Annotated in this window: 27 protein-coding genes; 5 read left to right on the forward strand and 22 right to left on the reverse strand. The window is 63.6% G+C overall.

The genetic code is table 11. The features are described from left to right. Nucleotides 1-50: 50 nt before the first annotated feature. The 21 genes from FJ887_RS04345 to FJ887_RS04445 form a co-directional block, all read right to left on the reverse strand. A complete protein-coding gene (locus FJ887_RS04345; protein WP_181365608.1) occupies nt 51-1709 on the reverse strand; it encodes a M23 family metallopeptidase in 1659 nt (552 codons plus the stop codon). A 15-nt stretch (nt 1710-1724) separates the two neighbouring features. Then, nucleotides 1725-2459 carry a hypothetical protein gene (locus FJ887_RS04350; protein ID WP_140954773.1) on the reverse strand — a complete coding sequence of 245 codons (735 nt, stop codon included), beginning with the start codon at nt 2457-2459 and terminating at the stop codon, nt 1725-1727. A gap of 48 nt (nt 2460-2507) precedes the next feature. Continuing rightward, nucleotides 2508-3524, reverse strand: coding sequence for a ParB N-terminal domain-containing protein (locus FJ887_RS04355; protein ID WP_140954772.1), 1017 nt, complete (start codon nt 3522-3524; stop codon nt 2508-2510). After that, nucleotides 3524-4387 carry a hypothetical protein gene (locus FJ887_RS04360; RefSeq protein ID WP_140954771.1) on the reverse strand — a complete coding sequence of 288 codons (864 nt, stop codon included), beginning with the start codon at nt 4385-4387 and terminating at the stop codon, nt 3524-3526. The genes FJ887_RS04355 and FJ887_RS04360 overlap by 1 nt, the downstream gene beginning before the upstream one ends. Before the next feature lie 85 nt (nt 4388-4472). After that, nucleotides 4473-4970 carry a hypothetical protein gene (locus FJ887_RS04365; RefSeq protein ID WP_140954770.1) on the reverse strand — a complete coding sequence of 166 codons (498 nt, stop codon included), beginning with the start codon at nt 4968-4970 and terminating at the stop codon, nt 4473-4475. Then, the gene (locus tag FJ887_RS04370) at nt 4892-5809 is read right to left on the reverse strand and encodes a DUF2637 domain-containing protein (RefSeq protein ID WP_140954928.1); all 918 of its coding nucleotides are present in this window, start codon (nt 5807-5809) and stop codon (nt 4892-4894) included. Before FJ887_RS04370 ends, FJ887_RS04365 begins: the two co-directional genes overlap by 79 nt. Before the next feature lie 2 nt (nt 5810-5811). Beyond that, nucleotides 5812-6744 (reverse strand): bifunctional DNA primase/polymerase, encoded by a 933-nt coding sequence (locus FJ887_RS04375; protein ID WP_140954769.1) that lies wholly within the window; start codon nt 6742-6744, stop codon nt 5812-5814. Nucleotides 6745-7061: 317 nt separating this feature from the next. Further along, on the reverse strand, nt 7062-7892 hold the full coding sequence (locus tag FJ887_RS04380; RefSeq protein ID WP_250786150.1) for a helix-turn-helix transcriptional regulator: 831 nt from the start codon (nt 7890-7892) through the stop codon (nt 7062-7064). A gap of 402 nt (nt 7893-8294) precedes the next feature. Further along, a complete protein-coding gene (locus FJ887_RS04385; RefSeq protein ID WP_140954768.1) occupies nt 8295-9182 on the reverse strand; it encodes a polysaccharide deacetylase family protein in 888 nt (295 codons plus the stop codon). A 229-nt stretch (nt 9183-9411) separates the two neighbouring features. Beyond that, complete coding sequence (locus FJ887_RS04390; RefSeq protein WP_140954767.1) at nt 9412-10494, reverse strand: MFS transporter; 1083 nt, start codon at nt 10492-10494, stop codon at nt 9412-9414. Beyond that, nucleotides 10491-10925, reverse strand: a complete 435-nt coding sequence (locus FJ887_RS04395; protein ID WP_140954766.1) for a DMT family transporter — start codon at nt 10923-10925, stop codon at nt 10491-10493. The genes FJ887_RS04390 and FJ887_RS04395 overlap by 4 nt, the downstream gene beginning before the upstream one ends. A 39-nt stretch (nt 10926-10964) precedes the next feature. Beyond that, nucleotides 10965-11285, reverse strand: a complete 321-nt coding sequence (locus tag FJ887_RS04400; protein ID WP_131333037.1) for a DMT family transporter — start codon at nt 11283-11285, stop codon at nt 10965-10967. Nucleotides 11286-11323: 38 nt separating this feature from the next. Then, nucleotides 11324-11812, reverse strand: coding sequence for a nucleoside deaminase (locus tag FJ887_RS04405; RefSeq protein WP_140954765.1), 489 nt, complete (start codon nt 11810-11812; stop codon nt 11324-11326). Next, nucleotides 11809-12429, reverse strand: a complete 621-nt coding sequence (locus FJ887_RS04410; protein WP_140954764.1) for a DsbA family oxidoreductase — start codon at nt 12427-12429, stop codon at nt 11809-11811. Before FJ887_RS04410 ends, FJ887_RS04405 begins: the two co-directional genes overlap by 4 nt. Nucleotides 12430-12518: 89 nt before the next feature. Continuing rightward, the gene (locus FJ887_RS04415) at nt 12519-12998 is read right to left on the reverse strand and encodes a MarR family winged helix-turn-helix transcriptional regulator (protein ID WP_250786151.1); all 480 of its coding nucleotides are present in this window, start codon (nt 12996-12998) and stop codon (nt 12519-12521) included. A gap of 32 nt (nt 12999-13030) precedes the next feature. Continuing rightward, the gene (locus tag FJ887_RS04420; RefSeq protein WP_140954763.1) at nt 13031-13804 is read right to left on the reverse strand and encodes a maleate cis-trans isomerase family protein; all 774 of its coding nucleotides are present in this window, start codon (nt 13802-13804) and stop codon (nt 13031-13033) included. Between the two features lie 14 nt (nt 13805-13818). Further along, complete coding sequence (locus FJ887_RS04425; RefSeq protein WP_140954762.1) at nt 13819-14484, reverse strand: transglutaminase-like domain-containing protein; 666 nt, start codon at nt 14482-14484, stop codon at nt 13819-13821. Then, on the reverse strand, nt 14481-15614 hold the full coding sequence (locus FJ887_RS04430) for an acyl-CoA dehydrogenase family protein (RefSeq protein WP_140954761.1): 1134 nt from the start codon (nt 15612-15614) through the stop codon (nt 14481-14483). The genes FJ887_RS04425 and FJ887_RS04430 overlap by 4 nt, the downstream gene beginning before the upstream one ends. Before the next feature lie 10 nt (nt 15615-15624). Beyond that, nucleotides 15625-15999: an ectoine synthase gene (locus FJ887_RS04435; protein WP_140954760.1), complete on the reverse strand. Its 375-nt coding sequence runs from the start codon at nt 15997-15999 to the stop codon at nt 15625-15627. Nucleotides 16000-16055: 56 nt separating this feature from the next. Then, entirely contained in the window at nt 16056-16316 is a 261-nt protein-coding gene (locus FJ887_RS04440) for an acyl carrier protein (protein ID WP_140954759.1), read from the reverse strand. A 3-nt stretch (nt 16317-16319) separates the two neighbouring features. Further along, on the reverse strand, nt 16320-17681 hold the full coding sequence (locus FJ887_RS04445) for an AMP-binding protein (RefSeq protein ID WP_181365606.1): 1362 nt from the start codon (nt 17679-17681) through the stop codon (nt 16320-16322). A 210-nt stretch (nt 17682-17891) separates the two neighbouring features. Here FJ887_RS04445 and FJ887_RS04450 point away from each other — a divergent pair, with 210 nt between their 5' ends. From FJ887_RS04450 to FJ887_RS04460, 3 genes are all read left to right on the forward strand, one after another. Further along, nucleotides 17892-18392 carry a 4'-phosphopantetheinyl transferase superfamily protein gene (locus tag FJ887_RS04450; protein WP_219993817.1) on the forward strand — a complete coding sequence of 167 codons (501 nt, stop codon included), beginning with the start codon at nt 17892-17894 and terminating at the stop codon, nt 18390-18392. A 253-nt stretch (nt 18393-18645) separates the two neighbouring features. Further along, nucleotides 18646-22212 (forward strand): MobF family relaxase, encoded by a 3567-nt coding sequence (mobF, locus tag FJ887_RS04455; RefSeq protein ID WP_250786166.1) that lies wholly within the window; start codon nt 18646-18648, stop codon nt 22210-22212. A 294-nt stretch (nt 22213-22506) separates the two neighbouring features. After that, nucleotides 22507-23247: an aspartate racemase/maleate isomerase family protein gene (locus FJ887_RS04460; protein ID WP_140954756.1), complete on the forward strand. Its 741-nt coding sequence runs from the start codon at nt 22507-22509 to the stop codon at nt 23245-23247. A 222-nt stretch (nt 23248-23469) separates the two neighbouring features. Here the strand turns inward: FJ887_RS04460 and FJ887_RS04465 are convergent, their stop codons facing one another. Then, nucleotides 23470-24183, reverse strand: a complete 714-nt coding sequence (locus FJ887_RS04465) for a response regulator transcription factor (protein WP_250786152.1) — start codon at nt 24181-24183, stop codon at nt 23470-23472. 823 nt (nt 24184-25006) lie between these two features. On the opposite strand from FJ887_RS04465, the gene FJ887_RS04470 reads away from it, so the two are divergent. Both FJ887_RS04470 and FJ887_RS04475 read left to right on the forward strand, forming a co-directional pair. Beyond that, nucleotides 25007-26191 (forward strand): hydroxymethylglutaryl-CoA lyase-like TIM-barrel protein, encoded by a 1185-nt coding sequence (locus FJ887_RS04470; RefSeq protein WP_140954754.1) that lies wholly within the window; start codon nt 25007-25009, stop codon nt 26189-26191. Continuing rightward, nucleotides 26184-26378: a paraquat-inducible protein A gene (locus FJ887_RS04475; protein WP_140954753.1), complete on the forward strand. Its 195-nt coding sequence runs from the start codon at nt 26184-26186 to the stop codon at nt 26376-26378. The genes FJ887_RS04470 and FJ887_RS04475 overlap by 8 nt, the downstream gene beginning before the upstream one ends. The last annotated feature ends 21 nt before the right edge of the window (nt 26379-26399 follow it).

Here is a 26399-nt window from a genome sequence, read left to right on the forward strand (position 1 = left end):
AGCATCCGTCTTTTCCCTGCTGTAGCCGATTACATCTAGTGTAATAATTGCTAGTTCTCCTTCACGGTGATGTGGACATGGTCGTAGTGTCCGCCGGTGATGTCCTCCGGGCTGTGCATGCCTCCGCCGTCGTAGTCGCGCCATCCGTCCTTGTCGCTGCCCACGGACCAGATTTTGCCCTGCCAGATCAGATACTCCACGCCCAGTGCCTCAGCGTGGTCTTGCATCCAGTGGGTCAGATCCCAGCCGGCCTCAAGCTGCTCGGGTGTGGGCATCTGCCCGATGGGATTGCCGAACGTGACATCGCACGCCCGACCCAGCGGATGCTCGGACTTCTGACCGGGACGTGGTGAATAGCAGGCCCAAGACGTATCGGGGTAGGCCTCCAACGCTTGGTCGTGGACGTGGAGCATGCGTGCTGTGATCTGCCCGTCGCTGGTGGGGTCATCAACCATCTTGCCGGGATCTTCCCCGTCGAAGTCACCCGGCTCGTCACCCGTGCCGCTACCGTCCTCGGTCTCGCACCCGTCTTCACCTTCACCGGGGTCACCGCCTTCGGCCTCAGGTAGATCGGCCGCGTCGTGATCGTTCAGCCACACCGCGGGGTCGGTGTAGTCCCCATCGGGTCCGCCCTCGCGGACCTCGAAGTGCAGATGCGCGCCCGTGGATTGGCCGGAGCTTCCGACATCACCGATGTGCTGCCCCGCGGTGACCTCGTCTCCGTTCTGGACGTGGATGCCGTCCTCCCACATGTGGATGTAAGCCGTGGCCACGCGTTGCCCGTCGATCTGGTGGTCGATGACGATGACCCCACCACCGGAGTCCGTGTAGTCGGCCTGAGTGACCGTGCCGTCTGCGGCGGCGAGGATCTCGGTGCCGTCCTCGGCGGCGAAGTCGGCGCCGGTGTGCAGCGTCTCTTCCCCGGTGATCGGGTGTGTGCGCGGCCCGAACGGTGAGGTCGCCACCCACGTACCCTCCGGCAGAGGGAAGACCACACGCGAGGTCTCCGCGGCGACAGGCTCAACGTCCGGGGCGCTGTCATCTGCACCGTCGTCGTTGCTTCCTGTGGTGGAGAGCTCGGCGAGGATAGCTTCGGCCACGGGCTCGTAGTTGGCGTACCGGTCGGGGTAGGCGGAGACTTCGACGGCTTGGGCGGCCTCGCCCTTGCTCATCTCCTCCCATCCGTCGATATCCAGCAGGCCCCGCGGTGAGCCTTCGTTCGGCCCGTCCGGGCCGCCGTAAAAGGCTGCCGCTTGGTAGTCGGGGTCCATGAGTTCTTCGACGCTGCCCCACCCGGATTGCGGGCGCATCTGAAACAGACCGAGACTGTCGTTGTCCCCGCCATCACCGTCATTGGGCAGATCACCGGACTCGGGGTAAGCACTGGTGTTGGACAGCTGCTTGAGCACGGACTCCGTCAAGGCGGCCATCAGGGCGATCTGGATCCCGTCACGGGTGATGCCGTCGGTGTTCGAGCCGGTCTCGATGATCGTGGCCGCGTGCTCGAGCTGCTTCTTGCCCAGCGTGATCGTCTCCCCGTTGACGGTCTCTGCGGTGAGCTCGCCAGGGACATCACCGACGTCGACGTTGTCTCCGGGGTCCAGACACTGAGCTGAGGCGGCCGGGTTCATGACCAGGCCGACCCCGACCAGGGCGAACATCGGCCCGAGCATCACCAGCACGGCCAGAGCGGCAAGGGCCTTCTTCATCGTGATCCCACCGACTCAGCGCAGAGGCGTATCGAGAGCTGAGAGCCGCATCAGAAAGCACGACGCCTCCTGCCCGTCAGCAGAAGGAGACCCAGTCGCGGTGGCCTCTGCTGGGCTGGTGGCCGGTGGGCAGGTGAGGAAGAGGGTGAAGGCGACCGAGTGCTCGGAGGCGACCGGTTCCTCGTTCCATATGCCGTCTCGGTGTCGGGTGCCTTCGATGGTGATGGCCGTGGCCCCTTCGGGCAATTGCCCGGGCCTGGCCTGTTCCAGGGCCTCATCCCACTGCTCGGGCACGTAGGCCTTCTCGATGCTCAGGTGCTGGCGGGTGGAGTACTTGCGCAGCTCCACCCAGGCCTCGCGGGTCGGGAGGTAGCCGGCGATGTCAGAGGCCAGTCCGGCCTGCTCGCTCCCGCTGGGGTCGGCGAACTCCAACAGCGTGGCGGTGTAATCCAGAGGCCTCATCCCACTGGCGGTGTCCCAGGTGAACAGGGCCTCGGCGGCACTGCGGGCGAAGACCTCCGGATCCGTGGAGGCAGTGATGCCAGGGATCTCGATCTCGGCAGGGTTCCCCGACGGCGTTGGTGCCTCGGTGATGAGAGGGCCAGGATCTGGGGCGGTGCGCTCGGGGTTGGCGGGGCCGATGATGATGCCGTAGACCCCGACCCCGGTGAGGATCAGCAGGATGATCGCGGCGATGGCCAGGGCGATGTGGCGGCGGCGTAGCCGCGGTGAGTCATCAGTTCTCGTCATACCACCCAGGTGCACCCTCGCACCCACGGCGGTCGAAGCAGTAGGTCCCTACAGGGCGCGCAAGTGGCCTCGTCGGGGGTCGTCGTCCTGCTCGTCGCGGGCGGCGCGCAGCTGGTGGGCGAACTCGCTGGTCCCCTCCGCGGTGGCCAGGAAGCTGGTGATCTGTTCCTCGGTCAGCTCAGCGGCCAGGGCTTCGGCGTTGTAGTGGACCCACCAGTTCTCCAGCTCAAGCCAGGTCGCCAGGAACGCCCGCAGCGGCCAGCGAACGATCCGGGCCACCGGCTCCTCACCGGTAGCACCCGTGTCGTCACGGCTGGTAGGGGCCGGGGCGTCCTTGGCCCGGTGAACCCTGGCCAGCGCCTCGTCGGCGATGCTCTGCAAATTCGGAGTCCCGGCCATCGTGGCCTCGGACTGCTGCAGAGCACGGATGCGTTCATAGGCCGGGTGGACGGGGCCACCGTCGTTGATCGCCTCCAGCTCCGCTGAGACCTGGTCCCGCAGTGCCTGAGGGGTCTCGGGGTCGGTGGCGAGCTGGTGCAGGTAGTTGATCTTGTCCAGCGTGGTGTGAGAGGCCCCGCCCGGGATCATCGCCGCCGCCTGCTCACGGGCCTCGCCGAGAGCCCCTGACGGTCCCGCAAATTTTGCGGGACCGTCTGACCTGGGGTTTTGCTGATCACTGAACTGGCTGGCCTGCTTGCGTCGGTGGGCGTCTTCGGCCATGAGCGCCTTCAACTCCCGGTACAGGGCAGCGGCCTCGACAGGGGTGAGGTCCTTGTGCTGGGTGTTCTCATCCTGTTCGGCCAGCAGGTGTCCGAGCCGATCCGAGATGCTCGAGCGCACCCACACATCCACCGTTCGCCATCCCAGCGTCTTCACCGCCGCTAGGCGGCGAGCGCCGCAGACCAGGTTCCCATCGGTGGTGATCGTCGGCGGCTGCAGCAGCCCGAGCTCAGAAATGGATGCGGCCAGGGCCTCGATGTCGCCGAGATCGGTCCGGTGCCGGTGCCCGATCGTGATCGAGGCGACGGCCCGCCGGAGCTCGATGTGACCGTGTCCCTGGCCCATCAGTGCGATCCTCTCCGGTGCGGGGCGGCCAGGGACAGGGTGAGGACCAGGTCGTCATCGCGCATCAGGATCGGCAGTGTTTCGCCGATGAGCAGCCGCAGCAGGATGCCGCGGCCGGTGTTGGTCGAGGCGTAGGCCGGGTGCGGGTGGCCGAGCATGGCCTTGAGCAGTACCGACCAGGATTCGGCCTCGATATCCAGCAGTGCCTGGGCGTGCTTGTCCCGGCGCAGGGACTCATAGGCGGTGCGCCGGGAGCCGGCGCGGCCCAGTTCCTGGCAGACGTGCTCGACGGCGGCCCGGGCCAGTGCCGGTGGCCAGGTCATCGCGGTCACGAAGGCGACGGTGTCTTCGATCAGGCTGGTCGCGGTGGTGTAGGTGTCGTACTCCCGCCGGTCTTCGTTCTCGTCGTGCTCGACGGGATCCTCGGTGGGATCAGGATCGGTGACGTGGAACGCTTCGTGATAGTCCGTCAGCGGGTTCTCCCGGTCGGAGATCCGTTCGGGGTCGTGGAAGGCCGAGACATGCGGGCGCCTCGCCTGGTGGACCGAGCACAGCAGGCCTTGGGCGCGTTCTTCGGCGATACAGGTGATCCGCACCGCATGGGTGATCACGCCCCACGGGTCTGTCGCGGTCCTCGCCGAGCGGGTGCGCATGACATCGAAGGCAGCGCTCGCCGCCTCCCAGGGGTCGAGGCCGTGCTTGCGAGCCAGCGGCGCGTACTTCGCGGCAGCGTGTTCCATCAGATCCGCCGCCACGGGATCAGACCGCCAGGCTTCGGCGCCGGTCTCGTGCAGGCGGTTCAGTAGGGCGCGCAAGCCCTCGCTGGTCGTGAAGTCTTCGGGTTCGAGCAAGCTGGTCTTCATCGGGGTTACCTCCTGATACTCAGGTGCACATCGCTGCCCACGGATGCGGATGGGGGTCGGTTGGGGTCTCATGGGTGCTCATCGCCTAGTTCCGTCCCAGGGCCGACCGGGTGGCCGGTTCGCGGGTGAATCCGCGGCCGAAAGACTTCAGCGAGGGCAGCTTCTTCGCCGCATAGGCCCCTGCCGTCTTCCCGGCGGTGGCCAGGCCGCGGTCGACCTTGCGGGCCAGGTGCTCCTGCAGGGCGATCCCGCGTCCGGCCATCGCCGCCGAGGACCGGGCGACCAGATCGGTCGGGCGCACCCAGTCGACCCCGCGGCCCTGTGGTGCCTTCAGGCGTTGGAGGAGGCTGGCCCGACGCGTAGCGGTTTTCTCGTGCTCGATCGCCTCCGGGGTACCGGTGCCGTGTCCCTCGGCGATCCGCGCGGTCTCCTGCTCTGGCTCCGGTTCGGGCAGGTCCCGCCCCGGGGTGTGGTCGGCGCCTGAGTCCGGGGTGGGCGCGGTGTTCAGCGCGTCCCAGGGTTCGGGATCGGGTGGGGTGAAGCTGTCCCAGTTCTCTGCCGCCCAGGCGTTCTCGGAACCCATGATGTGCTCTCCTTCTCTGCAGCCTCGTCCGGGTGGGATGGGGCGGTGGTGGTCTGGCGGGTGCGCCAGCGTCCGATGGTGGAGGGGTGAACGTTCAGGTGCGCGGCGATGGCCTTGTTCGACCACCCGGCCTCCCACAGCCGAGCCGCCTCAGCCCTCCGATCCGGCATTGGAGTCTCAGAGTCGGCGTTTGGCCAGGCGACGTGGGCTCTCTCGTCTGATGTCGTCTGGCGGGGTGCGGCTGAGTCTTGTTCGGCCTGCTCCGGTGCCGTCGGCGTCAGGGCCGGCGCGGGCAGGTCTGCCACGGTGGCCGAGGTCAGCACAGCCTCGTCCGGGGTCTGCCGCTCCTCGCTCACGTCGACCTCGAGGAGGCGGTCGGGCCTGGGCGGAGCGCTGACCGCCTCTGCGCCGGGCGGCTCCGAGGCTGGCGTGTGGTGGGTGGAGCGGATCAGGACGACGGTCAGGTGTGTCGAGGCCAGCAGCACCAGCGGCGGGACCGAGGCGATGACCGAGGCCAGCAGACCCGGTACTGATGCCTCAGCGGCGACGACGGCATGCATCGCGTTGGCGGTGACCGAAACCAGAGCACCGGCGACCAGCAACCCCCACGGGTACCAGGCGCCGGGGCGTCCATCGAGGGCCACGACAGCGATGGTGGCAACGACGATGAGCCCATCGACCAGCAGCGGCCACACCCATGCCTGGGAGCCGGCGATACCGGAGCGCCGGGCCAGATCCGCCAGGGCGGTGAAGGACAGCCAGAATGCGCCCAGGGCGATGCCGATCGTTCCGCCGGCAGCCGTGATGACCGCCCACCCCCACCGTTGCGAACCGACCATGATCACATCACCCGGTACACCGGCGGATGCGATGGGCCCGTTCGTGCCGGAGTGAACGAGCTCTGCTGATCAGTCGCGGATGAGCCTTGGCGTGCCCCAGTGCCGTGGACATTGGCGTAAGCCGAGCGCACTGTCCGGCTGATCTCCCGCTGCCCTAGACCCGCCTGACCCGCGGCAGCACCGAGAACGTCCAGAGCATCGTTGGGAGACGTCCCGTTCTCGGCGAGACGGCAGGCAGCCTTGAACAGACCGAGGTTCCTTTCGCCTTCGCGCAGACTCGCCACCCGCTCAGCCAGGGCAGCGACATTCGCGGAACGGGGTGCCCCGCGCGACTCAGGGGCAGGGACCTGCGGCCTGGGGTCAAGGAAGTCCCGCAACCGCTGGGCATCCAAAGCGGAGGCGGGCCCGTGATTGATCTGCTCGAGCGTGTAGTGACGCTGTTGCCCGTCGATGCTGCGATGAGACGGCGGGACGATGATGTAGCCGCCGTCCCCGCGGAAATCGACACCGGCACGCGCTGCTTGCCAGGAACGCTGCGGGGTCTGAGGCGTGGCGGGGTAGAACAAGTGGGCCCCGCCCGAGGGTGTACGAGTGACGACTTCCCAATGCCCGAGCATGCCCGCGTCGTGAGCACGGTTGATCGCGTCGAAACCGTTGACTCGCTCGTGCAGGTCGACGTCGACCACGACCACGCCGCTGGTGCCGCCGGTAGGCAGGCCGATATTGGCGTTGGGGATCTGATCCCACCACGTCCGGATCTGATGAAGATCCGCGGTCGCGTCATGGAACCCACCGTGGGTCAGAGGGCGCTTGCCGTTCGGCGCACAGGGGAAGATGGGCACCCCGGCACGGGCGAACTCGCGTGCAGCCGCACCGGTCGGCCACGAATCGTCGATCTGCAGGAGGACTGAGGAGACGGCGCCGTGCTCAGCCATCACGCACGCATCTCTCGCGTGAAGCGCATGCCCACGCTCTCGACTCTGGGGCTAGCGTCGCTCTTGTGTGCTCCGCTCCATCGTGTGCTCATCACCAGGTCTCCTCACCGCAGTTCCTATCCCGGGGTGTGGGATAAGTCCTGCTACCGGCAGGTGCGCGGGTGGAACCCGGCGAGTCGAGACGGTCGTACTCACGGTCGGTGAGTAGTCTGGCCGTCAGACCGCGTGTCGCATCTGACGTTCATCTGGCATAGCAAGCCAAGAAGCCGCGTGGTGATGAGAGTTGCGAAAGATGTCTGATCAGCACGTGCCGATGTCTAAATCCGACGGGTCGACTCGGCACTGACCTCCATGCTTCGGAACCGTTGCGGCGAGATTCCGGTAGCCGCGCGGAAGACTTTCGAGGCGTGATCACGCGAGCGCCATCCCACCGAGAGAGCGATCTCACCGATCGTGAGGTCTGTTTCCCGGAGTAGACGAGCCATCTCCTGCACCCTGAGCAACACCAGGTGTGCCAGCGGCGTTTTCCCATAGGCCTCGCGGTAAACACGTGCAAGTTGACGTTCGGAGAGATGAGCGACGTCTGACAGTTCCTTCACCGTCCAACGCCGAGCCAGGTCAGCCGTGATCGCCTCATAGACCTTCTGTGCTTCTCGTCGTAGCGGATGAAAACGGCGGTAACGCGTCGTCAGACTCGGACCGGACCCGACGAACGTCTGTGGCGTGCTGGTCTGGACGAACGGCGCGATACGATCAGCGATCGATGCCCAGAGCGACTGCATTCTGTGGAAGCGACCTCTCGGGGCCCCGGCGACGCTGAGGCCGACCAGCTCATCTAGCCAGGGCATGAGAAGGCTCGCTTGTTCCTCACCAAGTGAGAGCACCTGGGCGGGCTCGGTATAGAGGGTGTTGGCCAAGGTATAGGCGTCGAGCCTACTGTTCAGGACACCCACGTGCTGCCAGAAGAGCTGGTCTAGCACGTAGTCGATATCGAGGTAGATCGTAGTGACCGTGTTATGCCCTTCGGGCTCGCTACCGCAAAGGACACCAGGGCCCAAAAGCACCGCGTCGCCCAGCTTAATGTGGTGTTCACCAAAGTAGTGGCTGTAGAGGATTGCGGAGCCGTCGCGGACAACAATGAGCTTCACACAGTCATATGCAAAAGGGCCTGACGGTCGGTAGACCGTGGTGGTCCGGGCAACGATAGGTCGAAACCAAGATGTGCCACGCTGACACATCCCAGTGCTAGACCGAGTCGCCATCGCATACGGATCGAGATCCACATCGCCTGATCGCTGCGATCCCTGCCAACACATTTCCGGGGAAGTCACGATTGACTTCTATGCGATCTATAAGAGCGGATAAACCTATTCGTGATGCGACGAGTAATGACACGTCCCGCCTCCGGGAGTCTTGGATCATGAACCTGGAAGCGCCTTCCGTCTCCCTCTCCGTTATGGACTTCTATAGCCAAGTGAAACTCCCTGGCTGGGAGCGCCAGAGAGAAGCTATACATCTGGCGCCCCCAACCCACGAGTCATGTGAGCCCATCAGGACTCGTTGCGAGGGAACCGCTGCTTAAAGTCGAATGCGACGTCCTTCATAGACATGAACTCGACACCGTCATGCTTTGACATATGTTCGATGAACCGCTCCAGCATCAGGAGGTTCTGTGGGCGACCGCTCACATCCGGATGGATTGTCATGGGGAAGACGGCGTAGTCCATCTCGCGGTATACCCAGTCGAATTGATCCTGCCATAGCGACTCGATTGCCCGAGGAGTTACATATCCGTGGCTGTTCGCGCTTCCCTTGACGAACATCATGGGAGGTTGATCATCCAGATACCAGCTTGCCGGGATCTCAACAAGGTCGGTCTCTGTGCCGCGCACGAGTGGCTTCATCCACTCCTTCGCGGAAGCCGCCTCATAATTGATCGGCGTCCACTCATCTCCGGCGCGCACATAGTACGGTGTGTGATCGTGGTGCATGAGCGAGTGGTCGTAGAGGAACCCGCGCTCGCGCAGGATCTCATGGGTGGCCGTTGAGAACTCCCACCAGGGTGCCACGTAACCCAGCGGTCGCTCTCCCATGCGTGACTCGAACAGCTCCAGACAGTAGTCTGCGACTTCTGCCTCCTGCTCAGGCGTCATCGACAGCGGGTTTTCGTGGCTGTAGCCGTGCATCCCGACTTCGTGGCCCGCGGCTACCGTAGCTTCGAACTTATCGGGAAACGTCTCAATCGAGTGTCCGGGCCAGAACCACGTCACTGAAACCCTGCGATCGTTCACTAGTTTGAGCAGTCGTGGTACGCCCAGCTCTCCCGCAAACATCCCGCGGGATATATCACTTGGGGAGTCTTGTCCTCCGTAGGAGCCGAGCCATCCTGCGACGGCGTCCACATCGATACCAATTGACACCATGATCTTCTTTGACATTTCGCCTGTCTCCTTCGTGGTTTCCGGTTTCCTGTTCTCAACCTTCGGCTTGAGCGTTCGATCAATTTGCGTACGCGCAGGGGAGAGGATCTCCTATGTCCTATCGGGGGTCGTCGTGTTCCATTTCTTGTGCGGGACGGATACTGCTTCCCTTCTCTCGAAGATGATCCTTTCCTAACTAGGAGCCGGACTGTGGTACTCAGAAAAATGCCTCGTCTACGGTTTGCAACTAGCCTTGAATCGTCAGCCAGCCGGCGGCAAGTGCGCCAATTCCTAAACCGCCATCGAAGGCGATATTCCATCCTGCGCTGGCCGTTTCCGTCGCTCGGGAGGTCCGGGCGCGCCGCATCATGGCGGTCAGGGCAGCCGTCTGGCCTACACCTGAGGCAAATCCGATGACTGCAACGGCAACGAGGATGCCCAGCTGAGAAGTGATGACAGAGAAGCCCACCGTTGACAGGGTGAGGAGCCCGACAGCCAGCACCAGGATGAGCAGTGGTGGGTACCGATCGGAGAGATGTCCTCCGACCAGGCGGCCTGGTGCCAAGGTCACCTGGATGATCAATGCGGCCAGGACGGGCAGCCAAGCGCCGCTTGTATTGCCTACGGAGGACAGAACGGCGGCGTAGAGGCTCACTGCGAGTAGGTGACCAAGCAGACTGATACTGACAACTGCAGTAGCGGAAGAGGCCCGCGGACCCGCTAGTTGGTCCGCGACCGTGGCCTCCTCGGGTCCGTGACCTGCCTGTGAATCAGAACGGTGCCCTGTCGTTGCCTTCGCTTGCCAGGCAGGGAGGAGGGCGCACAGTGCGAAGGCGCAACCGACGACGGCGACAGCCAGTTGACCCCCCTGCTCGACAGCGTAGAGGCCGATCGGAGCGCCTAAAGCTCCACCCGCTGCCGAACCGAAGCCGTATGTGCCCAGGGCACGGCCTGTCTGCCCCGGTGCCGCTTGTTCTTTTACCCAGACGGTGCTCATCACTACGAAGACCCCGAAGCCGAGACCGAGAAGGAGCGAACCTGGCCACTGGTTCGCCACCGGTAAAACCGCGCTTCCCACCCCCATCGACGTGAGTGCGAGCATGACGGCGAGGCGCCGGTTCTTGACCCAGTTTCGTCCCAGGAGCAGGAGCGGTTGGACGGCGACGACAACCAACATCACGATGCCGACGCGGGTACCGGCTGAGATCCCGGTTCCATCGAGAGTGCTCGATGCTGTCGTGTAGAAAGTGTAGAACGCGGCGAACCCGCCGCCCGCTGCCGTGGCGATTCGAGCCACAGAGCGGGCGGGGGCGGGCCGACGGGATGTCACTGGTGCTGTTCCGGGGCCGCGATGGCCTGGTCATCGCCCTTCTTCGCCTCGAGCTTTGGGCTGTCGGCGAGCTTGAGCCAGATGACACCGCCGATGATGACCGCCAGCCAGAACGCCTTCACGAGGGTGAGGGTCTCATCGAAGAAGACAGGTCCCAGTAGGGCGGCGCCGACGGCGCCGATGCCAGCCCAGACGGCGTAACCGATGCCAACGTCAATCTTCTTCAGAGCCACACTGAGGAAGAACAGAGTGAAGAGGAAGAAGACGATCGCTACGAGGGACCAAGTGAGATTGGTGAATCCTTCGCTGCCGTTAACGCTGAGGGCATATCCAACTTCGAATCCTCCGGCGAGTAGCAGGGCCAGCCAGGGGCCCGCCTTTTTCTCAGTGGTTTCCGGGGCGGTGGTGTCGCGGGTCGCAGTGGTGGTCATGACTGCACTCCTTTCTTAAGCTTGGGCAGGGGAGAGTGATTAGGCAGTACCGGCGAGGTTGAGCCCGACGACGCCTGCGATGACGACGCCGATACCCAGTAGCTTCTTCCAAGTCAGTTTCTGAGAAAGGAAGAGCGCGCCGAGGATGACAATTCCGACGCCGGCTAGAGAGGTCCACAGTGCGTAGCCGACGCCGACGTCGAAGGTCAGCAGGGCCAGACTGAGGAAGAAGGTGGCGATGCCGCCACTGACGAGGGTGGCGATGCTCCACCAGAGTTTGGTGAAGCCTTGTGCCTTTCCGGCGGAGATGCCGACTGCGACTTCGAAGATGACGGCGATGCCGAGGTAGAGCCAACTCATGGTGAGTTTCCTTTCAGGGGGGGGCACAGGAGCGCTGGTTAGCGTCCGTGGTTGTTCTGTGTCTGGAGGTATCGAGAGAACGGCTCGTTGCCGCGCTCGGTGGGCAGATGATTGAAGACGGCGGACCGGAGCCCATCGGTGATACCCAGCGAGGGGTAGCTGGCGCGATAGTCGAACCCCCATCTGGCGACGACGTCGCGGTCGACGGCCACGCAGATGGCTTCGATGCCGTGGTCGAGGGCGAAGCGATAGCAGAGCCCGCAGGGTTCGCCGGTGGCCAGCAGCGTGGTTCCGGATAGGTCCTCCCGGCCGTCCTCCTCGAGGACTTCACGCATGGCGACGATCTCGGCGTGAGCATTTGGGTCGCGAGTCTCGCGAACTCGGTTGACCCCGAAGCCGGAGATGATGCCCGAGTCATCGATGACTACGCCGACGAAGGGCAACCCTCCGGCCTCGACGTGCTCCACGCACCTCTCAACGGCCTGGTCCATGACTTCGGCGAGGGCGTTCGGGGAAGTCGCGCTCATGAGCGAACCTCGCTCGTGGCAGTTCCGGTGGTCAGGTCGTCGACGGTCTTCTTCAGCCGTGTGGCGCTGGGCACTCCGGCCAGAAGGTGTCCGTCGACCATGATGCCCGGCACAGAGGTGACGCCGATGGCGTTGACCGCGTAGTCCTGGTCGGCTTGCTGTTTGGCCCGTCGGTCCTCGCTGTGCAGAGCGGCTTCAACCTCGCTCGCGTCAAGTCCTACCGAGGTGGCGACGTCAACGACCACGTCGTCATCGCCGATGTTCCGGTCGTCCTGAAAGAACGCTTTGAACATTGCCTCGGAGTACGCATCGGCCTTGCCGTTCTCCTGGGCCAGCTGGAGCACCATGAACGCCTTCTCGGTGCGTGGCTGGGGGGAGATCGTCGGGAGGCTGATGGGAACATTGAGGCGCTCGGCCATCGGGTAGACCGCGTCCTTCCAGATCCGCGGCAGATAGTCGTCTTCGGGTCGCAGAGTGGGGACAGGGTCGGGGCGTAGTTCGAAGGGCCGGATGGTCACCTCGACGTCGCGGTCTTGCTTGAGCTCTTCGATGGCTCCCTCCACGAGGAAGCAGAAGGGGCAGACGTAGTCAACAAAAACATCAATCTTCGTAGTCATGGATCAGTCCTTTCAATTCAGTGATTGTTAAGTGTGCATGTGCATACATGTATATGGGTGCAAGTCGGCCCCGACTGACGGGGTGACTCTTAGGAGATGAGCTTGCTGATCGCTTCGAACGATTGGTCGAGATCAACCAGGTCCAGCTGCGGATACTGTTTGGCTGCACCGCTGAGCAGCTCGCAGATTTTCGTTTCGTATGGCTCACGAATCTCCGTCACGGCGTCCAGGCCGGTATCGGTGATGACCGCGTACACCCCTCGTCCGTCGTCAGGGCAGGTGTCTCGGAAGGCCAACCCCTTGTCCTCCATGCGTCCGACCAGTCGAGTCACCGAGCTCTGGGTGAGGCCGACCCGGTTCGCGAGCTCGGTGATCCGCAGCTCCCGATCGGATGTACGGCTCAGATGAAGCACGGCTCGGTACTCGGTGAGGCCGATGTTGTAGTTGTCGACCAGCCACTTACCTAGTGTGGCGTCGACCGCGGCGACGATCGCTGCAACCTGCGCCCACGACGCGCTGAGGTTGCGGACCGGGGGGGTCTCTACTGACTCGGAAGATTCCATGTACATGCACGTAATAGTACCATGGGTGTGCTTCCGGGTCACCCCTGCTCGAAGAGGCATCCGTATCCTCTCACCTGCGATCTCAGTTCAGTGCCCTCCAGACTGGCCCATACGAGAACCTGGTTGGCGGTGAGCACGGTGATTCCCAGATGACGTTCGAGGTAGTCGATCGAACCGATCGCTCGCTGCCCGTTGCCGGCGATGAAGACAGTCTCTGCACCGGTGTCTGCGACCAGCTTCTCCACGGCGGCGGCCGTCGAGGCCGGGTCGATCGTCAGCGGACCTCCGACAGGGCCACTGGGCGTTGCCGAGATGATATCCAAGCCCTGGTTTCGGAAGTAGGAGTCCCCAGCAGCACAGAGCTCCTCGTCGAACCAGGAAGGGGCCATGACTGCGATCTTCTCCAGCCCCAGCTGCCGAATCGCTGCGCTGGCCGCCGTGCCGGTGGTGTTCAGCTTGATTCCATGGCTGACCCCGGACAGTCTCGCAAGTAGCTCCTGCTCGCGCTCGGCGCCGATCTTGAACGAGGAGCTGGTGAAGGCCAGCCCAATCGCATCCAGCGGTGAGCTGGAGAGGCTCTCAACTGTGCGGTCGATGATTTCCGGGGAGATGAACTGCAAAACCGGGTCATGGGCGATCTTCTCGTCGATCGTCCCGCCCGGGTGCATCGGGCTGAAATCGACACGGGCTCCATGGACAGTGCTGCGCGTGCCGGTGAGCATCGCCTGGGCTTCGGCCTCCGGGCCGATGTCAGCGTGAGGGGTGACGATTCCGAGTTTGAAGTCGGATTCCCATCCGTCGTATTTCCACATGTGTGTCTTCCTTTCTAGTTCGGCAGCGGCGTTCCGGCCAGGCTGAGCGAGGTCGGTGTCCGGCCGTGATCGGTGACCATCTTCGGGTGCTTGGTCGTAATGGCTTCCAGCAGCTCGGCCATGGTCGGGTCGGAATAGGAGCGTTGCTCGCCCCGATAGTGCATCTTCGTGCTGTCGCTGTTGCGCTGCTCGATGGCGTCGCCGCTCGGGTTGAAGCGGAGGACGTCGATTCCGTAGAGCATGCACAGCAGGGTGTTGAAGATCGGAGCGGCCTTGATCCAGCGACCGTTGAGGTAGATCCGTGCGTACCAGTGCAGGAACTCCTCTCCTCCGACAAGTTCATGCATTGCCGCGTCGGCGACGTGGTTGGTGACCACGTCGGAGCAGAGGACGGCAGGCACTCCCAGCCGGCGGCAGCCGGCAACGAACAGGATGCTCTTGTGCAGGCAGAAGCCGGAGGGCTCGTCGACGACGCCGGAGGCGCTGAGCTCTGTGTTCAGCGGGACGTTGAAGACGTTGTAGTCGATGGTGTCGCGGACTGCATCGTGCAGGCGCTCGACAGCCTTGGCGATGTTCGTTTCGCTGTAGCAGCCGGCCTCTTCAACGAACCGGGAGACGGCAGGGTCCTCGTAGTCGAATACCGCGGTTGCGTCGGTGAGCTGCGGGTCGTGGGCGATCATGAGGTCACTCCCAACATGGTGGCGATCTTGGTGCGCAGGAGGTCATTCGAACCGGAGTAGATTGCTCCGGGGATGGCATCGAGCAGGAAGGTGGGCAGCGGTGATGCGGCCAGGTAGCCGTTGCCACCGTGGACTCGGATGGCGTTGATCGCAGAGTCGACATTGGCCTCGCTGATGAATACCTTTGCCGCCGCAATCGGGATGGTGACGTCCTCGAACCCGTCGAGGCGTTCCGCGATCGACTCCAGGAGGGCCCCGCCGAGCTCGATGGCCATCTGGGTCTCGACGATCCGGTCGGCCACGAGCTGGTTGCTGCCGATGCTGGTACCAAACTGTTTGCGGTCGTTGACGTAGCGGACCGAGCGGGAGACCAGTTGCTCCATCTCGCCGATGTTGCCGGCGAAGGCGAGCAGGATCTCGCGTTTCATGACCTGGTCGAGGATGAGCAGTCCGGCGCCGGTGTGGCCGATGCGGTTCCGCGCCGGCACCTGGACGTCCTGCAACGAGACTTCCCCGATGGGGGATGTGCTCAGCCCCGCGGTAGGCATGGGCTGTGAGGTATCGACGCCAGGCCACCCTGTCTCGATGAGGAACGCTGAGAGCCCCTTGTCGACGCCGTCTTCGACGGTCTTGGCGTAGACGACGAGAGTCGAGGCGATCGGTGCGTTGGTGATGAACCGCTTGGTGCCGTTCAGCACGTAGTGTCCGTCTCGAAGGCTCGCCGTTGTGCTCATGCTCATCACATCGGAGCCTGCTCCAGCTTCGGTGATGGCGTGACCGCCGATGGCGTTTCCAGCCTCGGCTGCAGGCAGGTAGTGCTCTTGCAGTTCTTTGTCCGCAAAGGCCCGCAGGCAGTAGATGGTACTGGCCAGCTGGGTCACAGCTGAGAAGGTCAGGCCTCGGTCGGGACTGGTACGTCCAAGCGCGCGAATCCGGTCGATGGCGGCCCGCATTCCGCTGCTTCCGATGCCTTCGACAGCGAGGGTGCTGAACAGTCCGCTGCCAGCCGTGGCGTTCCACAGTTCAGTGGAGAAACCCTCTGCCCGCGAACGCGAGGTGGTGGAGGTGCGATCGCGCAGGTGGTCGAGGAAGCCCGACCACGGATCGTCGGTCAGTGTGGTGGTGCTCATGCTCGCCTCCTCAGTAGGTGCTGAAGCCGTTGGCGCTGAGGACGTGCTTCTCGTCCCCGCGGATCGGCGGGTTGAAGATGCTGACGAGCTCGAGATCCTCGTGGTCCGACGCGCGCAGGTAGTGCGGCTCGTTGCCGTCCAGGACGTAGACCACGCCAGGGGTGACCTCGAAGAAGTTGCCCTCGGTGTCTTCGACGTTGCCCGAGCCGCGGATGCAGTAGCAGGCTTCGAGGTTCTTCTGGTACTCGAGCTTGGACTCGGTGCCGGCTCGCACGAGGGTGTGGGCGACGGCGAAGCCCATGTTGTCCTTTTCGACCAGAAGGCGGTGGCTGGTGCCGTTGCCCCACTCGACGGCGGAAACGTCATTCTTGGACCTGGTGAACATGGTGGTACTCCTTCTAAATTGAGTTGATGTGTCTGATGGTTGATGGGATATGTGGACTAGGCAGTCACGGAGTCGGTGCGGTTGGTCTCGATGAACCCGGCGATGCCTTCTGGCGTCTTCAGCTCATCGGGGTTGATAGGGATGGTGTTGATCGGGATCTTGTAGGTCCTCGCGCACCAGCCCAGCAGCTGGACGGTGGTCACACTGGTGAGGATGCCGGTGCTCAGCAGATCGACATCGGAGGGCAGCTGGTCCGCCGTGATGTCGGTGGCGAAGGTTTCGGCGATGTACTGCTTGACGTCGTTGATGGTGGGCATGAGTTACTCGCTTTCTACTCGGGACTTGATGGTGGGAAGATCTGGTTTTCCGTTGCCGTTCAGCGGGAACGGTCCGGCAAATGCGTGGAGGTGGTTCGGCATCGCGAAGGCGGGCAGAGTCGCGCTCATCGCCATGCGTAGCTGCAGTCCGGTTGTGGCTGTGCCATGGTCTGGAGTGGTGTAGGCCATGTGCAGTTCTTCGGCGGGTGCAGTGTCCGTCAGCCAAGCGCAAGCCATTCCCACCAGCCCTGTCCGGCGTGCGGCGTTCTCGAGTTCTTCGAGGTTGACGCGCTGACCGCGGACCTTGACCACTCGATCGCGTCGGCCCTGATACATCAGCTGTCCGTTGGCCCACAGGGCTTGGTCCTTCATCGGATAGAGCGCATCGGCCGTCACGGGCAAGGGCGTCATGCTGCCTTCGTGGATGTAGCCGTCAGCCATCCATGGGGTGCGTACGAGCAACTCTCCATGAGTTGCCTCAGCCGCCTCATGGAGCGGCTGGCGTTCCCCGTCGGCATCGAGGTAAATCTCGCAGCCGGCAATCGGCATGCCGAGCGGCAACGTCTCAGTGCCGGCGAACTGCTGGGCTGAGAGCGTTTCGATGAGGCAGTCGTTGACCTCGGTTGCGCCGTAGACATTGTGGAAGGTTGCCTCGGGGAACAACTTGGCCGCGGCGGCACGCGCTGGCTGTGCGACGACTCCACCGGTGAGCACGACATTGCGAATCGAGGGGTAGGTCGCGCCACCTGCGGCGTTGATCAGCGCGTCCAACGTGGACGGCACGACCTGGACGAAGGTCGGCCGGTGCTCATCGAGGAGGCGCGCCAGGTAGGCAGCGTCGTGCAGTCGTGCGGCCTCGGCGGCGACCACGGTGCCACCGGAGGACAGAACTGCCCAGGTGTCCAGCAGGGAGACGTCGAAGTTCCAGGGGCTCAGGCTCAGGGAGAGGGTCGTCGCGTCGAAGTTGAAGTAGTCCTGTCCCCACTGGAGGAACTGCACAAGCCCTGCGACGGGGATGGCGACGAGTTTTGGGGTGCCCGTCGAGCCGGAGGTGGGCAGAGCGAGGATCCCGCCGCTTGCGGTGCCCTCTGCCTGGTGCCGGGACCGAGCGAACTGTTCGACCTGCTCGGCAACCGACTTCAGATAGGTCTCCGTGGCTGTGGTCGGGACCAATGCTGCCACGCCTCCGCGGTTGAGGACCTCGGCGCACTCATCGATGAGCCGACGGTTCTTGGTCGCGCGGTAGATCCCGTACTCGAGGCTGGCGACGTCGTCGGTGCGCTTGTCCTCGCCTTCGACGATGGTTCCGGCGGACAGCTCGAGGCGAGGTGCCGCTGCTTTGGCAGTTGTCGCAGTCAGGGTCATGGGTGCTCCTTCCTGTTCGTCTCGTCCGAGAGGAGTGGGCTCTCCTGGCTGCCAGGTGCTGGCCTCTCGGCGTTTTGATTGATGTACATGCATCAACCTAGACTAGTGCATGTGCATGCATCAAGTCGTGACGGAGAATTTTTCGAAGTATGTCGCAGATCACCCCCGGACTGCGGCCTCTGGCGTGCCCCCTCAGTCGACGGCGAGGACGTGGCCGCTCGCCTAGTGGAGTACGCTCTTGGATCCCAGGCGCGGCAGTATTTTCGCAGCTCAGAGCGGTGTTTCCCTCTTTTCTATGAGGGTCGGTACTTCTCAGTAGCTCACTCCCCGGCGACCACCGTGGTCGTGGTCGCGGGGGTGCCAATTGGCGTCGACGTCGAACAGCGACTCACCCGGCAGGCCTGCTCCGATCTTGCCTGGGCATGGTCCCCCGAGGAGGGCAGGGAGCTTGTAGGCGAGGTTGCGGAGGAGTGCACCGCCACTGAGATCTGGACAGCCAAGGAGGCTGCTGGCAAGGCCCTAGGGGTGGGGCTGCAAGCGATGCCCTTCGGCATCGCCTCAACACCCTCGCCGACCGCGGACGCGCACCGGGACATCGTGATGTCGACTGCCACTGGGGAGGCGGTCTCGCTGGATTCGCACGGGATGTGGTGCGGTGAGAGTCATCTCCGGGTTGCCTGGAGACTCGAACCCCCGGCGCCCTGGCCCTGAGTTACGAATCGCTACTGCAGCGGCCCTCCCCACGGGACAGATCCTGCAGGAGAGGACTGCGTATCGATGGCCTTGCTGTCCATGGAGAACTAAGCCGCTGCGACCGCGACGTGCAGTCGCCACTCCCATAGCGTTTCGACCACAGAGAGATCCACACACGGTTGGCACCAGGGTGCGACTCGGTACGCTGCGCGCACCTGCCCGCTGAGGCGGCCCCTTCCTGAGCCCGTCTCGGAGAGGGGCCATCGTGGTGATGACGATCCGCCCCATGTCCTCAGGCCGCGGCTACGAGTACCTCCTGAAGACCGTGGCCGCCGGCGACGGCGACCGAGACATGGGCACGCCCCTGACCCGCTACTACACCGAGTCCGGCAGTCCGCCCGGCACCTGGCTCGGCACCGGCCTCAACGCCCTCAACGACGGCACCGGCACCGGCATTCCCGAGGGAGCGACCGTCACCGAAGAACACCTCGTCCGCCTCCTCGGCCAGGGCGTGCACCCGATCACCGGGCAGAAGCTCGGCCACGCCTACCCAGCCTTGCCGCCACCACGCCAGAGGATTGCCGACCGGGTTGCCAAGCTCAGCTCCGGGCTACCGACCGCGCAACGTGAGATTGCGATCCAGGACATCCGCGAGGAAGAAATTGCACGCAAGCCGCGCACCGCGATTGCAGGATTCGACCTGACGTTCTCACCTCCGAAGTCACTCAGCGCACTGTGGGGCGTGGCCGATGCCCCGACGCAAGAGCTCCTCGCGCAAGCACACCACGCGGCCATGCGGGACACGGTGGCGCTGCTCGAGGAGAGGGTGGCCTCCACCCGGGTCGGCAAGGGCGGGATCGCTCGGATGCCCGTCACCGGCGTCATCGCCGTGGCCTTCGCCCACTACGACTCCAGAGCATCAGACCCCCAACTGCATACGCATCTCGTGGTCTCGAACAAAGTCCAAGGCGAAGACGGGAAGTGGCGGACCTTGGATTCTCGACGACTGCACAAGGCGACGGTGGCGCTGTCTGCCTCCTACAACGCCTACCTCACCGACCACACCGCAGACCTCCTCGGCCTGAGCTGGGAGGCCGTCGACCGCGGCAAGGACCGCAACACCGGATGGGAGCTCACCGGCGTCCCGCCGGAGCTGATCACGGAGTTCTCCCGCCGCACCACCGGTGGCAGCACGGGAGTGGAGGGCATCGAGGAGGCGAAGAACCGTCTCATCGCCGAGTACACCAAGACCCACGGCCATGGACCCAGCCCGGACACCATCGCCCGGCTACGCCAGCAAGCCACTCTCGAGACTCGACCCGAGAAAGAACTGCACTCTCTCGCCGAGCTCACCGCAGACTGGCGCGAGCGTGCAACCAGCCTGCTCGGCACCGATGCAACCATCTGGGCACACACCCTGCTCGCGCAAACCACCGCAAGCGGGCGGCTGCGCGCCGATGACATCGACCCGCAACGGATCGAGGATCTCGCAATGCTCGTGCTCATGACGGTGGCCGACCGCCGCGCGACCTGGACCCGCTGGAACCTGCACGCCGAAGCCATGCGCCAGCTCATGTCCACCCGCTTCACCACCCCGACCGAACGCACCACCGTTCTAGACCAGATCGTGACCGGTGCCGAGGCACAGTCGCTGCGCCTGACCCCGGACTACGACCGCGCTTTGCCAGGGCACTACCGGGACCAGAACGGGAACCGCTTCCAGTCGACTGACCAGATCGCCTACTCCAGCCAGGAGATCCTCGACGCCGAAGAACGCCTGCTCGCCCACTCCGAGGACACCACCGCTGCACGTCTGCCGACCAGGCTGGTGACCCGGCACCTCTTCCGAAAGATCCAGGGCGTCACCCTCGCTTCTGACCAGGCCGCAGCCATCACCCGGATCGCTCGCTCCGGCCGGAGTCTGGACCTGTTGGTCGGCCCGGCCGGTGCCGGTAAGACCACTGCGTTGCGGGGTCTGCGACGGGCGTGGATCGCCCGCCACGGCAAGGACTCGGTCATCGGTCTCGCACCGTCGGCGGCCGCGGCGGAAGTCCTCGGCGACTCCCTCGGTGTGCGGGCCGAGAACACCGCCAAATTCCTCCACGAACACAGAAAGGACCGCTGGGACTTCCGCCCTGGCCAACTGATCCTCCTGGATGAGGCCAGTCTCGCCGGCACCCTTACCTTGGACCGGATCGCCGACCATGCCGCTCAGGTCGGGGCGAAACTCGTACTCATCGGCGACTGGGCGCAACTGAGCTCGGTCGAGACCGGCGGCGCCTTCGGCATGCTCGTGCGCCACCGCTCCAACGTGCCCACCCTGACCGACGCGCGCCGGTTCATCCACGAGTGGGAGAAGAAGGCCAGCCTCGACCTGCGCCATGGCAAACCGGACGTCCTCGACGACTACGAACACCATGGGAGGCTCACCGACGGCAGCCTAGAAGCCATGCTCGACGCCGCCTACACCAACTGGCAGCACGACCGGAGCGAGGGGCTGTCGACGTTGATGATCGCGGGCAACGCCGAGATGGTCGCCGAACTGAACACCCGCGCCCGTGAGGACCTCATTGCCGCCGGGGCCGTCGAACGCGACGGAGCCGCTCTGCACGATGGGACGACTGCCGGGGTGGGGGATCTGATCGTGACGCGGTCCAACGAGCGGAAGCTGAGCATCGGCCGGTCCTGGGTGAAGAACGGAGACCGCTGGCAGGTAGCGCGTCGTCTCGACGACGGAGGACTGGCAGTCCGTCGCCTCGGCTCGGGCGACCAGCCCGCAGGCTCCGAGCTGGTTCTGCCTGCTCAGTACGTGGCTGAGGAAGTCGAGCTGGGGTATGCCACTACAGTCCACCGCGCTCAGGGTGCGAGCGTGGATACCGCCCACGCCCTCGTCGACCCCGAGATCGCATCCCGCGAGCTGTTCTACGTGGCAATGACCCGGGGCAAGCAGAACAACGCCGCCTACATCCTCCAGCCGGACCCCCATGAGATCGAACCCCATCTGGAGACGACGGAACCGCTAACCCGGATCGAGCAGCTGCATCGCGTGCTGGCCCGCAGCGAGGCGGACCTTTCGGCCACCGAGACCCTGAAGCAGGAAGTCGACCGGCACGCCTCTCTGGCCACGCTGCTGGATGAGTACGATGTGCTTGCCCGGGAAGCGCAGGTCGAGCGGGTGGCCACCTATCTGGACGTCGCGCCGTTCCCTGAAGCCGTCGCGGACGACGTGTTCACCAGCCCGCACTATGAACAACTCGAAGCCGCCATCACCCGCCACGAAGCGACCGGGCATTCGCCCACCCGCATCCTCACCGCACTAGCTCCACGTCTCCAACCAGCCAGTGACGACGCCGACCCCGCCGTACAGCTGGCCTCGATGATCGATACCGCCACGGTCCAGTTGCCCCGCGGCAGAACCTCTACTCGGGGACGGGTCGCTGGTCTCATCGCCCGTCCCGCAGGGCCCCTGGACGAGGACCTGAGCACTGCACTGGGCCAACGCGAAGATATGATCGTCGCGGCGGCTAGTGCTGCTCTCGAAGAGGCGATAGAACATGAGGCCGCCTGGGTGGCTCAGCTCGAAACGCCGTCGACCATAGTGGGGGAGCGCGAGCAGCTGCGCGGCTACGCGGTGACGATTGCGCTGTACCGGCAGCGCTACGGCATCCATGGGCCGGCGCCGTTAGGGGCAGATGAGGAAGTGAAGTCCCCGCAACAGGCGGACGAGCGACGCGCGGCCCTGAGGGCCTACTCGCGTCTACGGGCGCAGCACTCCTCGGCTGTGACCCCTCCGCCACAGCGCACCTCTGAGCGCCGATATCCTGAGCGCGACCTGTAACGACGTGTCATCGGCCCAGCTGGCTGAAGTGAGCATCCCATCGCCCGTCTCGGGTGACAGATTCAGGCCTGCAAGCTGTGCTGCCGGCGGACTCCGTCGAATGCTCCGAGTTCAGGTTCGACCACTTTCTGGGCGGACCATGACGACCTGCGAGCAGCAGCCGTCTCGGTCCACGTCCTCGAGCCCCGCCGAACCTCGTCTGCCACGTGCATTGACCTTCACACAAGTGTCAACGTTGCAAGCTGAGTGAAGTCCCGTTCATCGAGCTCACTCATGCTAAGAGAGGTTCCGTTCATGCCGGATGACGCGCGCCGAGTCGGCTTCATCGTTCCCCCTGCCAATCCCACCCTGGAGCCTGAGCTCAGAGAACTGCTCGGAACTGCCCTTGACACCTTTGTCGCCCGGTTTCCGCCAACGCCGGGGCGCGACCTACACGGCATGCTCTCCTACTACAACGAGGTGGTCCCAGAAGCCATCGACGGGTTTGACGGAATGGAACTCTCAGGACAGATAATCTCCTGTACAGGCTCCCACTACTTGCTTGGGCCTGAAAAAGACGAAAAGCTTGCTGCAGAGCTATCGGATCGAGCCGGGTACCCCGTCGTTCCAGCGACACAGGCACTCCTCGCTTATCTAACTGAGACTCGAGTTTCCTCGGTATTCCTTGTCTCCCCTTACGAACCTTGGCTGACCAACGTTGCCGAACGGTATTGGCGTGAGGCTGGTGTCGAAGTCGAAGGCACCATGCAACTGGGCGCCGAAGTCGGATTTAACCCATACGCCATCACAGCCCAAAGTATTCGCGACAATCTGCTATCGACGGAGGTGCCAGAGAATACGACATTCCTGTTCTCTGGCACGGGTATGCGGACGCTTGCTGTCATGCGTGACCTCAGGCGAGACGGCCGTCTCGCCATAAGTTCGAACCTTGCATCCGCGGTTACCGCCCATCGCCTGTCGGGAAACTGGAGCAGTCTGGGAGCGAAGAAGCTTTCAGATCTCTCTTTGTTCGGACCCACGACCGTGACACCCTGAACGCCAACTCGTGTTCGAAGCTCACACCGTATAACGACTTAGAGGCTGATGAGGACAACTCTCAAATTCAGAGTTCGCTTCTATCAGCGACACCTGCTTGTGAGGCTCCGACCCCTTCTCGAACCACGCGGATCCAAGCTAGATGCTGCCGTCACTCGGGGGGGGGGATCCTCCTTGAACTCCTTGTGCGGGGCTCCCGTTGGATGTCATTCTGCTTGGATGTCATTCTGCGGGGGGGGGGGGGGATTCCTCGTCATTCGGTGAACCAACGACTTCCGTCTCTAGACGGAACCCAATCCCCCGAACAGTCTTGATACACACCGTCGGACCCAGTTTGACGCGCAGATTGTTGATGTGTGTGTCCAGAGTTCGGCTCCGCGGTGCCCAAGTGTCACCCCACACGCATTCAATCAAGTCCTCCCGGCTCACAATTCGCGGGGAGTTGCAGACAAGTCGACGGATCAACTCGAATTCCTTATTCGTGAGGGCAACCTTTGAGCCATTCACATGGACGGATCGTGTTGTGGGATCGACATGAACCCCGCCGAGCGCAAGGGCTCTGCACTCATTCGCCACGGTCTTCAAAAGGCCTCGTCGGGTCACCGCTTCAATCCGCGCGGCAAGCTCATGGACACTGCAATCCCCGTTGACGCAATCGTCCGCTCCGGCACGAAGTGCGAGCACTACGAACATATCGGACGTTTCGCCCGTAACCGCGATGATCGGGGCCCTCGTCTTCTCGCGGACGCGCCGGCAAACTTCGATTGCCTGGGTCTCGTCACAACCCATATCGAGCAAGACTAACTCTGTCTCTTGCGTGATCCTCTTCGATAACTCCTCGAGGGGAACTGCGACGATCTGGTGGCCGAGCGCGAGCAGCCCTTTCGTCACATCACCATCGAGCGCTGCCCCAACGGTCTTCAGTATGGCGACCATTCCATGACCTTCCCCGGATGCGGCGAGCGGCCACCGTACCGCCGCTCGCCTAGCTCTTGGCACTGACTGCGGCTCCCGCGGCCGCTCAACGCTGAGCTGTGACTGATTGGGCAGAGCACCATAGCAACCGCGTCCTGCTTTCGTGGCTGCCACGTGCATGGTGGTGACGACGTTCGCCCCGATCTGATCATCGCTTGTTCACATCCTTTCGCGACTCATTTAGCTCCCAGGCCAGCCGCAGGCCCACTGCCGACCGGTTCAGGATCAACATACCTCGCTGTGGCGCCCATCACTCTCCTCATGACGTTAGAAGCACTAATCTACGACACCACTGCCCCCGTCCCCGCATGTCCGTCGACCCTCGGGGTGGCGACGGTGGACGGGGTAGCGACGTCTACTCGATGCCTGTCTGGCCCATTCGCCGCTTGGGCGGAGTCTAGATCGACTCCCATCACATCCATGGCACTCAGGGTTCGCCCGCACAGCGGAGCTCCGCTGCCGGAACCGACCATCGTCGGTCGTGGCATTGCGAAACTGTCGGCCAGCATCATCCACGGTGCCCATCGTGAGCACCGTATTGAGTCACCCTTTGGCGTCAACGCGGCGCCTCGATGTTGAACGAGGTCTCAGATTGACGCTCACGTGACAACTAGCGCGAACGTTGATGATTGTTTGTCGAAGATTTTACATATCACGTGTTGTTCATTGTCGTGAAACATCGGGAAGCTGGAAATGCGCACGCATCCGTCAAAGAACCCAAGGGTGACTGTCTTTCAGAGGCATCACTACTCAAGGTTTCCCGACCGCGAAGGGAACACACGCAATGACCACCGGAGAAAACTCGCAGATACTGCCACAGATTCCTCGATTGTCCGATGCGACGCTCAGAGATTCCGCTCATATGGCCGGGGTCGAATTCAATCCACGCCACGCGCGTAAGATCTCGCAGTTGCTTACGAGTGTGGGTGTCGAGCTCGTGGAGGTCGGGATGATCTCAGGATCAAACTCCGCCGACTCGCGACTCATACGCGAAGTCCACGACGCAATCGGTCCAGAGCGCGCCATGTCGCTTGTCATGGTACGTACGAAAAGGCAGGTAGAAGAGGCACTCAAGGAAGCCAAGCGACTCGACGTTCAGACCGTCATGTTCTCTATTCCGACCTCGGAGGAGCACGCCGCCCTCAAGCTTGCATCGGGAAGCGCGGCATTCGTTATGAACCTCGCCCGCCACGCAATTCAGACCGCCAAAGGACACGGAATGACCGTCGTGTTTAGCGGCGAAGATGGAGCTCGTACCGAAGATCAGCGTCTCCGTGACTACGTGGCCAGCGGATTCGACGCCGGCGGTGACCGTTTCCGGCTCGCCGAAACCGTTGCCACGCTCACACCCTGGCAAATGGAGCAGAAGGTCCGACCTCTCGTCGATATGGACAAGGGCGAGGTCGAGATCCACTCCCACAACATGCTCGGGATGGCCGTCGCCAACTCCATTGCTGCTTGCCGCGCAGGTGCTCAATGGGTCTCGGCCACAGTTGGTGGAATCGGCGAGAGGGGAGGAAACGCGCCACTTGCCGAGGTGCTCGCCACGCTCAGCATCACATACGGCATCCGCCGTTATGACCTCACGCCGCTGACCGACCTCACCCGTATCGCCCTCGCCGGCTCAGGCCTCGGCAATCAGTTCCAATCCGGCCCCACGACTGACCACGCGTTCGCATACGAACTCCCCGGTCAGCTGACTCACCCGACCGCCTACGAAACTCTGGGTCCCGAAACGGTCGGCAACCACCGTTCCCTGAGAGTTCGCACCCGAATCACACCAGCCCTCGTGCAGGTCGCCCTCGACCGCGCCGACACCACCCTGGACATCGACCTATCCGAGTTCACCGCCTGGCTGGTCGAGCACCAGGAGACCAACGGACGGAACGAGATCGACGAGCACCAGATCGCTGAACTCGCCCGCACATATCTCACCCACACAACCCTTCAGGAGGCTACCCATGTCTGATGCAACCACCCAGCTCGCAGGAACCTGCCCCGAGTGCGACTTCACCATCGAAGCCGAAGACCTCACAGCCGGCGAAACCCTTGCCTGCCCTGAGTGCCTGCTGACCCTGCGCGTCGATGAGGTCACGCCCGAACGAGCGCTCTCCCTGACTGCGGTCGAAGTCGACCTCCGCGACTGGGGTCAGTGAGACTGCCCAGGCCAGACAGGA

It is taken from the genome of Brevibacterium sp. XM4083, assembly GCF_006489205.2.
GTDB lineage: Bacteria > Actinomycetota > Actinomycetes > Actinomycetales > Brevibacteriaceae > Brevibacterium.